The organism is Knoellia sp. p5-6-4 (assembly GCF_029222705.1).
In the GTDB taxonomy this organism is placed as follows: Bacteria; Actinomycetota; Actinomycetes; order Actinomycetales; family Dermatophilaceae; genus Pedococcus_A.
In genome coordinates this window covers 59378-72409 of sequence record NZ_JARGZF010000004.1, presented here as the reverse complement: position 1 = coordinate 72409, position 13032 = coordinate 59378, and the positions used below count along the sequence as shown (strand labels likewise).

The following is a 13032-nucleotide window of genomic DNA, read 5'->3' as shown; positions in this document are numbered from 1 at the left end:
CCGCGCGGCGGTCGGCCGGGCCCAGGCAGGCGGTCTCGCGGGCGAAGATGGTGGCTCGCCACTCGCTGACCCGGCCGTGGCGCAGGTGCTCGCCGGTGTGGGGCAGCTCGGCGTCCAGCGCCTTGGCGAGCCCGAGGTGCCGTGAGCCCCGTGCCGGGGACTCGCGCCGGGCCAGGGCCACCTGGGCGGCCACCCCTCGACCGCGTTCCCGGGCCGGCACCCCCGCTCCGGCCTGCACCGCGCGCTGGGAGGCGTCGAACGCCACCGCCACGGAGGCCTGGGCGCCGGCGCAGGCGTGCTTGACCGCCTCCAACAGGCCGAGCTGGTCGACCCGCTCGGCGTCCGACACGGCGGTGTCGAGCGTGGGCAACCTCTCGAGGAACGAAGCAAGGTCCGCAGTGGTGAGGGGCGGTGCACTCGGCAGGGGCGCCGCACAGTCACCGGGCGCAGCTGCGCCACCCCCGAACACCCTCGGATCGCGCGCCATCAACTCCCCCTCACGCTCGTCGTCGAACGTGGGACCAACACTAGAAGAGCGGTCTGACAACCCGACTTCGGTGATGCGGGTACGCCATCGCAGCACGTGATCGAACGTGCGTGTCGAGCGACCTGGCACTGAGCGCGGACATAGCGGGGACGCCTGTCGCCTTCGCATCCCCTGCCATGGAAGCCCCCTTCGCACGTGTCCTCGACGCGTGCCAACAACGCTAGAAGAGGGGTCTGACACTGACTTTGGGCGAGGAGTCAGCGCCCTCGCACGAGGTCGAGAATCCGCCGCCACCACGGCTCGGAGTCGTACCGGGCCAGGGACGGGCTGCTCGGAAGGGCCCTCACGGCAGGCTGCTGCCGGGGTGGCTCCTCCTCGTTCTGTTCCGCTCGCAGCACTCGCCACTGCTCGACCAGCTCGTCCACGTCCACCGTGCGGGCCAGCATCGGCGGGAACGGCCCGACCACCGGCCGCAGGCGGTCTAGCTTGACCCGGCGGTTGTAGTCCTCGAGCACCGCCCGCGCCGACTCCTCGGTGCGCAGGTCGAGCAGGGAGTGGGGGAACCCGGCAGCCTCCTTCCGCAGGGCCATGGCCGGCGGCATCGCGTCTGTCATGTCGAGGCCCTCGCGCTGCACCAGCTGCCTGACCCACCAGTCCGGGTCGTCCGAGTCCAGGCCCCTCAACGGCTTTCCGGCTCCGGGCAGGTTGTCGAACTCGCCGCGCTCCTGCGCCTCCCGGATCTGCCTCTCGACCAGGGACTCGTACGGGTCCATGCGATCGAGCGTAAGCCGCCGACGGACGACGGGTCAGCCCCGCAGGTCCCTCTCGTAGAGCCGGGTGGTCGACTCGAGGTGGTCGTACCGGTACGGCCTCGTCTCCCCCGTCGCCTCGAACCCCAGCCGCAGCCAGAACCCCAGCACCGGGGCGTTGGTGTCGACCACCGCGAGCCGGAACAGGCGCACCTCCGGCCACTGCCCGGCATACCTCTCGGCGGCGGCCATGGCCGCCGCACCGACACCCTGGCCCTGCCGGCTGCCCGCCACCAGGAGCAGGCCGACGAACACGTACTCGGGGCTCGGGTACCCGCGCAGCAGGTCGACCACCGCCACCAGCTCGTCGCGCTGGAACAGGCCGAGCACGACCTTGTGCGTCTCGGGCACCGACTCCGGGCGCATCATCAGCAGGCTGAGGGCGTCCGAGGGTCCTGGCGGGTAGCCGGTGACCCGCTCGCTGTAGCCGGGATCGGACTCGAGCAGCGCCTGCAGCACGCCCTCGTCGCCCTCGTCGAGCTCCCGTAGGGTCAGCTCCATGCGCACAGTGTCCCTCCTCCCCTCGACCACGGAAATCCTGTTCGCGCTTGGCGCCGGGGACCAGGTCGTCGGGGTGACCTTCGAGTGCGACTACCCGGCCGAGGCCCGCAGCCGCCGCATCGTCTCGACGACCGCCATCCCGCAGGGCCTGAGCCCGCACGAGATCGACGCCTTCGTGACGAAGGCGACGCACGCAGGCGAGGACCTCTACCACCTCGATGCCGGCGCCCTCGCCGAGCTCGACGCCGACCTCGTCGTCACGCAGGACCTCTGTGCTGTCTGCGCCGTCGACGTGAGCAAGGTCGACGACGCCCTCGACTACCTCGGCTGCCGCGCTGAGGTGCTCACCATCGACCCGCACACCCTCGAGGAGGTGCTGGCCTCGATCACCACGATCGGCGACGCCACCGGCACCCGCGACCGGGCTGACGAGATCGTCGCCGACCTGCGGCAGCGACTCAGTCGTGTCGCGAAAACCGTTGCGGCGCAACGTGCGCCGCGTGCGCTCGTGCTCGAGTGGACCGACCCGCCGTTCGCCCCCGGCCACTGGGTGCCCGAGATGGTGACCGCTGCCGGCGGGGTCAACGCCCTGGGTGTGCCGGGTGAGAAGTCGGCGCGCACCACCTGGGCGGCCGTGCACCAGAGCGGCCCCGAGGTCATCCTCGCAGCCCCCTGCGGCTACCACCTCGACGGCGCAACGGCGTTGGCGCAGAGGGCGATCGACGACGGACACCTGCCCCACGGCATACCGGTCTGGGCCGTGGACGCGAACGCGTCGTTCGCGCGCCCCGGGCCCCGGCTGGTCGACGGCGTCGAGGCCCTCGCCGGGATCTTCCACCCGGAAACGGCGGAGGCGCCGAGCCCGGAGATGGCCCGGCGCCTCCGCTGAAACTGAGACGCGTCGTCGCGCAGCGCGATCAGTCGACGAGCGACGCCAGCAGGTCGGCCCGGGTGAGCACACCCACGGGCTTGCCGTCCTCGACCACCATGATCGCGTCGGCGGTCTCGAGCTCGTGGCGGGCGTCGGCGATCGGCTGGCCGGCTCCGACCAGCGGCAGCGACGGCTCCATGTGCTGCTCGACCGAGTCGGTCAGGTGCGCCTTGCCGGCGAAGAGCTTCTCCAGCAGCGAGCGTTCGCTGACCGCACCGGCCACCTCGCCGGCCATGACGGGCGGCTCGGCCTTGACGACCGGCATCTGCGAGACGCCGTACTCGTGGAGGATCTCGATGGCGTCGCGCACCGTCTCGGTGGGGTGCGTGTGCACCAGCGCCGGGAGGTCGCCGGCCTTCTTGTGCAGCACCTCGCCGACGGTGGCCTCGCCCGCCGCCTTCATGAAGCCGTAGGAGCTCATCCACTCGTCGTTGAAGATCTTCGACATGTAGCCGCGACCCGAGTCGGGCAGCAGGACGACGACGACCGCGTCGGCGGGCAGGTCCTTGGCCGCGCGCAGGGCCGCCACGACGGCCATGCCGCAGGATCCGCCGACGAGCAGGCCCTCCTCGCGGGCGAGCCGGCGGGTCATGCCGAACGAGTCGGCGTCGCTGACGGCGATCACCTGGTCGACGACCTTCGGGTCGTAGGCGCTCGGCCAGAAGTCCTCACCGACGCCCTCGACGAGGTAGGGACGACCGGAGCCACCGGAGTAGACCGAGCCCTCGGGGTCGGCGCCGATGATCTGCACGCGCCCACCCTCGCGGTCGGCGGACACCTCGCGCAGGTAACGGCCGGTGCCGGTGATGGTGCCGCCGGTGCCCACGCCGGCCACGAAGTGCGTGACCCTGCCGTCGGTGTCCTCCCAGATCTCCGGCCCGGTCGTGGCGTAGTGCGAGTTGGGGCCCTCGGGGTTGGCGTACTGGTTGGGCTTCCAGGCTCCCTCGATCTCCTTCACGAGCCGGTCGGAGACCGAGTAGTAGGAGTCGGGGTGGTCGGGGGCGACGGCGGTCGGGCAGACGACGACCTCCGCGCCGTAGGCCTTGAGCACGTCGCGCTTGTCCTGGCTGACCTTGTCGGGGCAGACGAACACGCACGAGTAGCCCTTGCGCTGCGCCACGAGCGCCAGCCCGACACCGGTGTTGCCGGAGGTCGGCTCGACGATGGTGCCGCCGGGCTTGAGCTCGCCGGAGGCCTCGGCGGCCTCGACCATGCGCAGGGCGATGCGGTCCTTCACGGACCCGCCCGGGTTCATGTACTCCACCTTGGCCAGGACCGTGCAGGCCACGCCCGCGTCCCTGGTGACGTTGTTGAGCTTGACGAGGGGTGTGTTCCCGACGAGGTCGGCGATGTGCTCTGCGTACTTCACGCCGGCCATCCTCTCAGATGCTGGACATTCCGTATGCCGTGCGGCAGGTCCGCGCGCGCCCCACGTCGGGTGGGCCGGCCTCGGGCACAACCTGTCCGCGGGGGTCGTTACGGTGGGTGACCCGAGGGCTGAGAGGAGCAGGGATGGGGCGGGCACGACGCGCACGCAGGATCGCGGCGACCGCGGCCTACGGCGGTGGCGGGGTCGCGGCCGGAATCGGCGCGCTCGGGGCCCTCGGCTACGGCCTGCTCAAGGCGGAGGCCCGGATAGCCCGCCGCGTCGTGGGCATCCACTTCGAGGGCGCACCCGACGACGACGGCGTCTACGGCGCCGGCGCGGGCGAGCCGGTCCAGCTCCTCATGCTCGGCGACTCCTCGGCCGCGGGCATGGGCGCCGACAACCGCTACCAGACCGTGGGCGCGATCATCGCCACCGGCGTCTCCGCCCTCACCGGCCGGCCGGTCCACCTGACCAACGCGGCCGTGATCGGCGCGGAGTCCGCGGGGCTCGAGCTCCAGGTCGCCAACGCGCTCGACCGGGTGCCCGAGCCGCACGTGGCAGTGATCATGGTCGGCGCCAACGACGTCACCCACCGCGTCAACCGTGTCGTCGCCGTCCGCCACCTCGAGTCGGCGGTGAAGCGGCTGCGCGACGTCGGCGCCGAGGTCGTGGTCGCCACCTGCCCGGACCTCGGCACCATCGGGCCGATCCCCCAGCCGCTGCGGATGCTCGGCCGCCGCTGGAGCCGCGACCTCGCGGCCGCCCAGACGGTCGCCGTCGTCGAGGCCGGCGGGCGCACCGTCTCGCTCGGCGACCTGCTCGGCCCGGAGTTCGCCGAGCGACCGCACGAGCTGTTCAGCCAGGACCGTTTCCACCCCTCCCCTGCCGGCTACGCCCGCTGCGCCGCCGCGCTCCTGCCCAGCGTCTATGCCGCCCTCGGCGTGTGGGAGGGGGCGCCCGAGGAGGAGCGGCTGCCCGACCGCAGGCGCGGCGAGGGCATCGGCCCCGTGGCCCTCGCGGCAGAGCAGGCGGTGCGCGACGCCGGCACCGAGGTCAGCGCCACCGAGATCGCCGGACAGGCGCGCGGGCCGCGCGGCCGCTGGGCGAAGCTGCTGCGCCGTCCGCGCATCCCGATCGCCCGGCGGGGCGGCGACGAGGCGCCGGAGGGCGAGACCAAGGCCACACCGGGGGGCGAGCCGGAACGGCATACGATCGTCGGTGACTGAGCGCCCGCTTACCGCGGCCCTCACCCCCACCGCTTGACGAGAGGAACACCAAGTGACCGAAGCAGTGATCGTCTCGACCGCCCGCACGCCCATCGGGCGCGCCTTCAAGGGTTCGCTCAAGGACGTGCGCCCCGACGACCTCTCGGTCGCCGTCATCGAGGCCGCACTGGCCAAGGTGCCGCAGCTCGACCCCTCGCTGGTCGAGGACCTCTACTGGGGCTGCGCAGAGCCCTCGGGCAAGCACGGCTCCAACATGGCCCGGGTCATCTCGGTGCTCGCCGGCTTCGACCACCTCCCCGGCGCGACCGTCAACCGCTTCTGCGCCTCCTCGGTGCAGACGACCCGGATGGCCTACCACGCCATCAAGGCCGGCGAGGGCGACATCTTCATCTCCGGCGGCGTCGAGTGCGTCTCGCAGTACAGCAACTGGGCCGGTGCGGGTGGGTCGGCGGGCGAGAACCAGAACCCGAAGTTCGCCGACGCCAAGGCGCGCAGCGAGCAGATCGCCAAGGACAACACCACCTGGACCGACCCCCGCGAGGAGGGCCTGGTCCCCGACGTGTACCTGTCCATGGGCCAGACCGCCGAGAACGTCGCCACCCTGCGCGGCGTCTCCCGCGAGCGCCAGGACGAGTGGGGCGTGAGCAGCCAGAACCGCGCCGAGAAGGCCATCGCCGACGGCTTCTTCGAGCGCGAGATCGCCCCGGTGACGCTCAGCGACGGCACCGTGGTGACCAGGGACGACGGCCCCCGCGCCGGCGTCACCCTCGAGGCGGTCTCGCAGCTGCAGCCGGTGTTCCGCGAGAACGGCACCATCACGGCCGGCAACTGCTGCCCCCTCAACGACGGCGCGGCCGCCGTGGTGGTCATGAGCGACGCGAGGGCCAAGGACCTCGGCATCACCCCGCTCGCGCGCGTCGTGGGCACCGGCGTCTCCGCCCTCTCCCCCGAGATCATGGGCCTCGGCCCGGTGGAGGCCTCGCGGCAGGCGCTGGCCCGCGCCGGGATGTCGATCGGCGACATGGACCTCTACGAGATCAACGAGGCGTTCGCGGCCCAGGTGCTGCCCAGCGCCGACGACCTCGGGATGGACTTCGACAAGCTCAACGTGCACGGCGGCGCCATCGCCCTCGGCCACCCCTTCGGCTCCACCGGGGCCCGCATCACGACGACACTGCTCAACGGCCTGCAGGCCCGCGACGGCCAGTTCGGCCTCGAGACCATGTGCGTCGGCGGCGGCCAGGGCATGGCGATCATCTACGAGCGCCTCAGCTGACGCCGGGGCCGGCAGCAGCCCCACACCGCCGAGGGCGGCTTCCCGGAAGCGGATTACGGGAAAGCCGCCCTTCGGCGTCTCTGCCTCGGCAACGATGGCTCGCATGCGGCTCTTCCGACGCGACGCGCGCCCCGGTGAGCCCGCTGCCGCCATCGCCGCATTCTGGGACTGGTGGGCGTCGACGGGCCGCGACGCGGTGACGTCCGCCATCGAGGACCGCGAGCCGGACCGGGTCGCGGACCAGCTCAACGAGGCGGTCGGCACGATCCACCCGGACCTCGCCTGGGAGGTGGGGGCGGGCGACCTCGCCCAGCACGTGCTCGTGGTGACCGCCGAGGGCGACCCCGAGCTGCGCCCCCTGGCAAGTCGCTGGCTCCGTTCCTGCCCTGCGGTCGACGAGACCTGGGAGTATGCTGCCTCGCGTCAGCCCGCGCGGGACGTCGGGGACATCGTGCTCGGCATCGGGGACCGCGAGGTCTCCTTCAACGACATCCGCGTGGGGGCGCGGCGCGAGGGGTTGCACCTCGAGGTCAGCGTGTACCACCCGCTCTTCGTCGACCTCGACGAGCAGCTCCGCGGACAGGTCGCCTTCCTGGCCCTCGACGCCGCGCTCGGCGAGGACGACGTCGAGGCCTGGGTCGGCGAGATCACCTGCGCCACCGAACCGCCGCTCGACGGCTTCCCGCTCACCGGCCTGCGCAGCGTGGTGAGCGACCTGCGCGACGACAACACCGCCGACGACGGCACCCCCAACTGGGTGGTCATGGAGGCCCAGGGCGACGAGGGGCCGGTCATGGCGCTCGCGCAAGTGCCTCTCTCGCCGGTGACGGCGCCCACCCTGGACACCCATGTGGCCGTGTTGGTGCCCTACACCGACCTGACCGAGCAGGGCTATCCCGGGCCGGGGTCCCTGGGGCCGCTGCGGGCACTGGAGGAGCACCTCACCGAGCGGATCTCCGGCAGTGGGCGCATCGTCGCCCACCAGTCGCACCGGGGGATGCGCGTGCTGCACATCTACGTCGACTCGACCACGCCGGCGGTGGAGCAGATGCGGGCGGCGGTGGACGCGTGGGAGCAGGGGCGGATCCGCGTCCAGGTCACGTCCGACCCCGGCTGGCACAACGTCGCCCACCTGCGGGCCTAGGGGCCGCGGCGGGCAGGGCCCTCAGGCGAGCCTGCGACGAAGGCCGGCCAGCACCGCCTCCAGGCCCTCGGCCGGCCCCGCCCGGCAGGCGTCGTAGACCAGGACGGTCAGCTGGTCCATCACGACCGCGGGTCCGAGGTCGGGCACGTCGGGCACGTCCTCGGGAGTGAGGCCGGCAAGGACCTCCCGCACGGCCGGCACACAGCGAAGCGCGTGGTCCAGCGGCAGCTGTTGCCACCGCTGGACCACGCGCCGCAACTCGTCGGCCACGCCCTGCGGAACCGGGGAGGTTGCAGGGACGGTCACCGGCTGGTCACTCGCTGCGCAGGCGTCCGAGCAGGCGCAGGATCTCGAGGTACAGCCAGACCAGCGTCACGATGAGGCCGTGGGCCAGCAGCCAGGAGTACTTCTGCGGGGCTCCTGCCGCGATGGCGCGCTCGATCGAGTCGAAGTCGACGGCGAGCGACAGCGAGGCCAGGCCCACCGCGAAGATCGAGATGCCGATGCCGAGGGCGCCGGTGCCGCCGAAGCCGAACGGCGTGTTGGTGATGAGGGCGTAGCCGAGGTTGACCACCGCGAAGAGCGCGTAGCCCATGATCGCCATGGTCATGATGCGGCGGAACTTGTCGGTGACCTTGATCAGGCCGACCTTGTAGGCCAGGAGCATGCCCGCGAAGACGGACAGGGTGGCCAGCACCGCCTGGGTGACGATCCCCTCGTAGAAGTCGGCGTAGACAGCGCTGACGGCGCCCACGAGCAGGCCCTCGACGACGGCGTAGCCGACGATGAGGGGCACGCTGACGGTCTTCTTGAAGGCGATGACCAGGCCCAGCACGAGGGTGAGGGCGATGCCGCCCAGCACGATGACGGGTCCGAACTGCGGCGCGAGCGCCCAGCCGACGCCCGCGAAGACGAGCAGCAGGACGAAGAGCCCGGCGGTCTTCATGACCACGTCGTCGAGGGTGACCCGGCCGGCCTGCACCGCGCTGGCCGGCGGCTGGTTGTACATCTCCTGGAGCTGCTGGTCGCTCATCGTGGGCTGGCCCCACGACGGCGCAGGCGCCGCGGGCTGCGGCGGCTGGGGTCCGCGGTCACGGAAGCCGGCGTAGCCCTGCTCGGCCTCGCGCTCGATCCGGTTGAACACCGGGTTACTGGCCATGAAGTCCCTCCTTGGGGGCTTGGTCGGCCTGCTGGGGCCGTCTCACACACAGTAATTGCTCGGGACCTGACAAATGTTCCCGAGACCCTCGTGCCCCCGACGGGAGTCGAACCCGCAACACAGCGATTTTAAGTCGCCTGCCTCTGCCAGTTGGGCCACGGGGACAGGCGCAAGCCTAGGGGGCGACCGCCTCCACCCCAGACAGCGACGCGGTCGGCACGGGGGCCGGCTCCCTGCCCGGGGTCGGCACGATGGTCGTCGTCGGCACGGGGGCAGGCTCCGGCTCGGTGGTGGTCGCCGACGGCGAGCCGGCGGCGAGCAGCATCAGCACGGCGGCCGTCAGAGGCGCCGCGAGCGCCGCAACCGCGGCCGCAGGCACCGCGCGACCGAGCGCAGGAGCAGCGCGCCCCGGGGGCGCAGGGGTGCGTGCCGGGAGCGGCCGGGGCGACCAGCTCGTGGCGGCGAGGGCCATATCCGCATGGTAGGTCCGCCACGACCGGTGCCGCAGCGTTGTGAAAAAGCCGCCGCCGCGAGACCTCGAGCCGCCATGATCCTCGTCGTGGGCACACACGGGGGTGGGGGCAGTCGCCCGTCTGCGGATGAGACTCGCCGGGCGCTGAGGTGGCTCGGCGCGCCCCCGACCCTGCTCGCGCTGGCCGTGCTCGCGCTCAACGACCACGTGCTCAAGCAGGCGGCCCCGGGCGTGGTCACGGGCAAGCTGAGCGACGTGGCCGGGCTGGTGGTGGTCCCGCCACTGCTGGCCGTGGGCCTCGCGCTGCTGCGGGTGCCGCGGCCCGCGGGGGTCTCCCTCGTCGCGACCGGCGTCGGGTTCGTGCTCGTGAAGACCACAGAGGGTGGCGTCGACGCGGCGAACGCGCTCTGGTCACTGCTCTGGCCGACGCGGATCCTGCGCGATCCCACCGACCTGGCCGCCCTCCCCGCCCTCCTCCTCGCAGCCTGGGTGGCGGGGGCCCTGCGGCGGCCCACGTCACCCGGCCGTCACAGCCTGGGACTCGCCCTGGGCTCCCTCGCGCTCCCCTTCGCCGTGGTGGCCACCGCCGCCACCTCCCCCTGTCACACACCCGAGGGCCTGCGGGACGTGGGGGTGGTCCGGGGTGACTTCAGCGGCCCACCCGCCGGTGCGGAGAACCGCCTCGTCGTCTCCCTGAGCTACCGGAGCGTCTCCATCGACACCGATGGCCGGCTGAGCCGCCTGAGTGGCGTGGACCAGGCCCGGGTGTCCGACCTCGGTCCGTCCCTCGAGGAGACGTGCTCGACCGCGCAGCCCCAGCGCTGCTGGCGGCGCCACCCCGGAACCCGTGAACCGTGGGTCGAGGCCACGACCGACGGTGGAACCACGTGGACCACCGACTACCGGATGCCGGGGGCAGAGCTGGAGCAGGTGCGCCAGGCGGGTGGTGACACGTGCGACGACGAGCCGCTCCCCGTGGCTCCGAGAGACATCTCCGTCCTCGACACCCCGCGCGGTCCCGTCGTGGCCGTCGCCTCGGGGCGGGCGGGGCTGCTCCTGCGCGAAGGAGACGGAACCTGGACCCGACGGACCGACGACGACCTCAGCCGCACCGCGGGGACTCCGCCGGCCCCCGACCCCGACGAGCTGTTCACACCGCTGGACCCGACGCCCACGCCCCCACGCTCCTCCAGGACGACGCCCGCCCAGCCGACACCTCCCGTGCAGCCGACGACCCCGTGCGCCACCCGCACCGTCGTGACCATCACGCCGCACCCGAGCAACGGCACGCCGTTCCCCCGTGAGACCTGCCTGACGAGCCCGTACAACTAGCTAGCGGCTGAGCCTGCGGTGCACACCGACCTGCGCCTGCACCAGCCCGCGGGCCACGGCCGGCGCGAACCGGTTGAGCCGCCACAGGGTGTGGGCCAGCCAGCCCACCGGGATGACCGCCTTGTTGGCGGCGAGGCCGTCGACCGCGCGGGTGGCCACCGCCTCCGGGGTCAGGAACCTCGGCTGCACCAGGCGCACCCGCGACCGGACGCTCGTGCCGCCCCCGAAGGAGGCCGGGGCGGCATACACGTCGTCGAGCAGAGGGGTGTCGACGAAGGCGGGGCAGAGCACGCTCACCCGCACTCCGCGGCTCGCCGCCTCCGCCCGCAGGGCGGTGGAGAGGCCCACGACGGCGTGCTTGGTGGTCGTGTACGGCAGCATCGCGGGGGCCGGTATGAGGCCCGCGAGCGAGGCCGTGTTGAGGATGTGGCCGGAGCGCTGCGCGCTCATGACGGGGTATGCCGCGGTGACGCCGTTGATCACGCCGCGCAGGTTCACGTCGAGGGCCCTGGTCCAGTGCCGCTCGTCGAGCTCCTCGAGCAGGCCGCCGATGGCGACGCCGGCGTTGTTGACCATGACGTCGAGCCGGCCGTGTCGCTCGGTGGTCGCCGCGACGAGCTCGCGCACCGCCTCCGCGTCGACGACGTCGACCCCGGCCGCACTGCCGCGGTCACCGAGGCCGGCTGCCACCTCCTCGGCCCGGCCGCGGTCGAGGTCGGCCACGACCACGTGGCTGCCCCGCCGCGCCAGCTCGGCGGAGATGGCCCGGCCGATGCCCGAGCCGCCGCCGGTGACGATCGAGACCCTCGGCGCGAAGGTCCTTGCCCCTCATGCGTTCTCCTCCACGAGCTCTCGCTGCCTCACCGGCTCGAACGCCGCGTCGTCGACGCGGCGCGTGCGCCACCAGTAGCCCACGACCGAGCCCGGCCACAGCGTCGTGTTGTTGCCGAACCGGTCGAGGTACCAGCTGCGGCAGCCCGTGGCCCAGACGGTGCGCCGGCTGCGCCGCCGCACCTCCTCCATGAACCGGCGCTGCGCGTCCACCGTGGTGACGCTGGGGCCGGAACGACCGCGGTCGAGGCACTCGAGCACGTAGCGTGTCGCCGCCTCGATCATGAGCACCACCGAGTTGTGGCCGAGGCCGGTGTTGGGCCCGAGGAGAAGGTAGAGCTCGGGGAAGCCCGCGACCGTGATGCCGAGGTGGGTGTGCATGCCACCGGACCACGACTCCGCCAGGCTGCGGCCGCCCGGCCCGCGGACGTCGAGCCGCTCGAACGAGCCGGTGACGTCGAAGCCCGTGCCCAGCACCAGGGCGTCGACCTCGTGGCGCACGCCAGCAGCCGTGACGACCGCACCCGGCTCGACCCGCGTGATCCGCTCGGTCACGAGGTGGACGTTGACGCGCTCGAAGGCCGGCCAGTAGTCGTTGGAGAGCAGTACCCGCTTGCAGCCCAGCGTGTAGCGGGGCGTGAGCCCGCGGCGGACCTCCGGGTCCCTGACCGCTCGGTGGAGGTTTCGCAACGCCAGCCGTTGGGCGAGTCGGGCCACGGCCGGGTAGCGGGTGAACAGCGGCACGCGGGCCTCGAGTTCCCAGAACGTGGCCCAGCGCACCGCCCGCTGCAGGGCCGGCCACCGGCGGAACAGCCGCTGGCGACGCGCGCTCCAGGGCCGGTCGCTCTTCGGCAGGATCCACGCCGGGGTGCGCTGGAAGACGGTCAGCTCGGAGACCCGGGTGGCCAGCTCGGGCACCATCTGCACCGCGCTCGCGCCCGTGCCGACCACGGCGACCCGGCGTCCGTCGAGGCCGTCGTCCTCGGGCCAGCGAGCCGAGTGCAGCACCGGGCCACCGAAGCCCTCGAGGCCCTCGACGTCGGGCAGGCGCGGCTCGTGCAGGGCACCGACACCGAGCACGAGGGCGTCGGCGGTCCACTCGCGGCCGTCCGCGGCCCGGAGCGACCAGCGCCGGGATGTGTCGTCCCACTCGGCGCAGACGAGGTCGGCGCCGAAGGCGATGTGCCTACGCAGGCCGCGCCGGTCGGTGACCTCACGCAGGTAGTCCCAGATCTCCCCCGCCGTGGCGAAGTCCCGGCTCCAGTCGGGCTTGAGATCGAAGGAGAAGGAGTACAGCCGCGAGGGGACGTCGCACGCGCATCCGGGGTAGCGGTTCTCGCGCCAGGTGCCGCCCACCTCGCCGGCCTTCTCGAGGACGACGAAGTCCTCCCCGCGCTCGGCCAGCCTGACCGCCATGCCCAGGCCCGAGAACCCGGTGCCGACGACGGCGACGCGGTGGTGTGGCGCGGGCGGGGTCTCCGGCTCCATGGGCGCA

At 72.8% G+C, this 13032-nt stretch carries 14 protein-coding genes and 1 tRNA gene; 5 read left to right on the top strand and 10 right to left on the bottom strand.

The features are described from left to right. From P2F65_RS18270 to P2F65_RS18260, 3 genes are all read right to left on the bottom strand, one after another. Positions 1-487: DUF222 domain-containing protein (locus tag P2F65_RS18270; RefSeq protein ID WP_275811282.1), on the bottom strand; the 487-nt coding region annotated here is incomplete at its 3' end. Positions 488-744: 257 nt separating this feature from the next. After that, complete coding sequence (locus P2F65_RS18265) at positions 745-1260, bottom strand: DUF1992 domain-containing protein (RefSeq protein WP_275811279.1); 516 nt, start codon at positions 1258-1260, stop codon at positions 745-747. Positions 1261-1293: 33 nt separating this feature from the next. Continuing rightward, positions 1294-1797, bottom strand: coding sequence for a GNAT family N-acetyltransferase (locus P2F65_RS18260; RefSeq protein WP_275811275.1), 504 nt, complete (start codon positions 1795-1797; stop codon positions 1294-1296). Here P2F65_RS18260 and P2F65_RS18255 point away from each other — a divergent pair. Then, positions 1796-2686, top strand: coding sequence for a cobalamin-binding protein (locus tag P2F65_RS18255; RefSeq protein WP_275811271.1), 891 nt, complete (start codon positions 1796-1798; stop codon positions 2684-2686). The genes P2F65_RS18260 and P2F65_RS18255 overlap by 2 nt on opposite strands. 28 nt (positions 2687-2714) lie before the next feature. On the opposite strand, the gene P2F65_RS18250 is transcribed toward P2F65_RS18255, so the two are convergent. Continuing rightward, positions 2715-4097 carry a cystathionine beta-synthase gene (locus P2F65_RS18250; protein WP_275811268.1) on the bottom strand — a complete coding sequence of 461 codons (1383 nt, stop codon included), beginning with the start codon at positions 4095-4097 and terminating at the stop codon, positions 2715-2717. A gap of 143 nt (positions 4098-4240) precedes the next feature. On the opposite strand from P2F65_RS18250, the gene P2F65_RS18245 reads away from it, so the two are divergent. The 3 genes from P2F65_RS18245 (at position 4241) to P2F65_RS18235 (ending at position 7743) form a co-directional block, all read left to right on the top strand. Further along, complete coding sequence (locus P2F65_RS18245) at positions 4241-5323, top strand: SGNH/GDSL hydrolase family protein (protein ID WP_275811265.1); 1083 nt, start codon at positions 4241-4243, stop codon at positions 5321-5323. Between the two features lie 52 nt (positions 5324-5375). Continuing rightward, positions 5376-6599, top strand: a complete 1224-nt coding sequence (locus P2F65_RS18240) for an acetyl-CoA C-acetyltransferase (RefSeq protein WP_275811262.1) — start codon at positions 5376-5378, stop codon at positions 6597-6599. Positions 6600-6702: 103 nt separating this feature from the next. Continuing rightward, positions 6703-7743, top strand: a complete 1041-nt coding sequence (locus tag P2F65_RS18235) for a DUF695 domain-containing protein (RefSeq protein WP_275811259.1) — start codon at positions 6703-6705, stop codon at positions 7741-7743. Between the two features lie 21 nt (positions 7744-7764). Here P2F65_RS18235 and P2F65_RS18230 read toward each other — a convergent pair whose 3' ends face one another. The 4 genes from P2F65_RS18230 to P2F65_RS18215 all read right to left on the bottom strand — a co-directional run bounded on the left by P2F65_RS18230 (position 7765) and on the right by P2F65_RS18215 (position 9374). Then, on the bottom strand, positions 7765-8049 hold the full coding sequence (locus P2F65_RS18230) for a hypothetical protein (protein ID WP_275811256.1): 285 nt from the start codon (positions 8047-8049) through the stop codon (positions 7765-7767). Between the two features lie 7 nt (positions 8050-8056). Beyond that, positions 8057-8902, bottom strand: a complete 846-nt coding sequence (locus P2F65_RS18225) for a Bax inhibitor-1/YccA family protein (RefSeq protein ID WP_275811253.1) — start codon at positions 8900-8902, stop codon at positions 8057-8059. 91 nt (positions 8903-8993) lie between these two features. After that, positions 8994-9067 (bottom strand) — tRNA-Leu (locus P2F65_RS18220). 10 nt (positions 9068-9077) lie between these two features. Continuing rightward, the gene (locus P2F65_RS18215) at positions 9078-9374 is read right to left on the bottom strand and encodes a hypothetical protein (protein WP_275811250.1); all 297 of its coding nucleotides are present in this window, start codon (positions 9372-9374) and stop codon (positions 9078-9080) included. Between the two features lie 87 nt (positions 9375-9461). Here P2F65_RS18215 and P2F65_RS18210 point away from each other — a divergent pair, with 87 nt between their 5' ends. Beyond that, on the top strand, positions 9462-10706 hold the full coding sequence (locus P2F65_RS18210; protein ID WP_275811247.1) for a hypothetical protein: 1245 nt from the start codon (positions 9462-9464) through the stop codon (positions 10704-10706). Here the strand turns inward: P2F65_RS18210 and P2F65_RS18205 are convergent, their stop codons facing one another. Then, complete coding sequence (locus P2F65_RS18205) at positions 10707-11504, bottom strand: SDR family oxidoreductase (RefSeq protein ID WP_275811284.1); 798 nt, start codon at positions 11502-11504, stop codon at positions 10707-10709. A 30-nt stretch (positions 11505-11534) separates the two neighbouring features. After that, the gene (locus P2F65_RS18200; RefSeq protein ID WP_275811244.1) at positions 11535-13025 is read right to left on the bottom strand and encodes an NAD(P)/FAD-dependent oxidoreductase; all 1491 of its coding nucleotides are present in this window, start codon (positions 13023-13025) and stop codon (positions 11535-11537) included. Positions 13026-13032: the final 7 nt, after the last annotated feature.

Excerpts from the sequence above, each read along its gene's own strand:
- P2F65_RS18200 (WP_275811244.1), bottom strand. The coding sequence starts at position 13,025 with ATGGAGCCGGAGACCCCGCCCGCGCCACACCACCGCGTCGCCGTCGTC.
- P2F65_RS18265 (WP_275811279.1), bottom strand. The coding sequence starts at position 1,260 with ATGGACCCGTACGAGTCCCTGGTCGAGAGGCAGATCCGGGAGGCGCAG.
- P2F65_RS18260 (WP_275811275.1), bottom strand. The coding sequence starts at position 1,797 with ATGGAGCTGACCCTACGGGAGCTCGACGAGGGCGACGAGGGCGTGCTG.
- P2F65_RS18255 (WP_275811271.1), top strand. The coding sequence starts at position 1,796 with ATGCGCACAGTGTCCCTCCTCCCCTCGACCACGGAAATCCTGTTCGCG.
- P2F65_RS18215 (WP_275811250.1), bottom strand. The coding sequence starts at position 9,374 with ATGGCCCTCGCCGCCACGAGCTGGTCGCCCCGGCCGCTCCCGGCACGC.
- P2F65_RS18225 (WP_275811253.1), bottom strand. The coding sequence starts at position 8,902 with ATGGCCAGTAACCCGGTGTTCAACCGGATCGAGCGCGAGGCCGAGCAG.
- P2F65_RS18245 (WP_275811265.1), top strand. The coding sequence starts at position 4,241 with ATGGGGCGGGCACGACGCGCACGCAGGATCGCGGCGACCGCGGCCTAC.
- P2F65_RS18235 (WP_275811259.1), top strand. The coding sequence starts at position 6,703 with ATGCGGCTCTTCCGACGCGACGCGCGCCCCGGTGAGCCCGCTGCCGCC.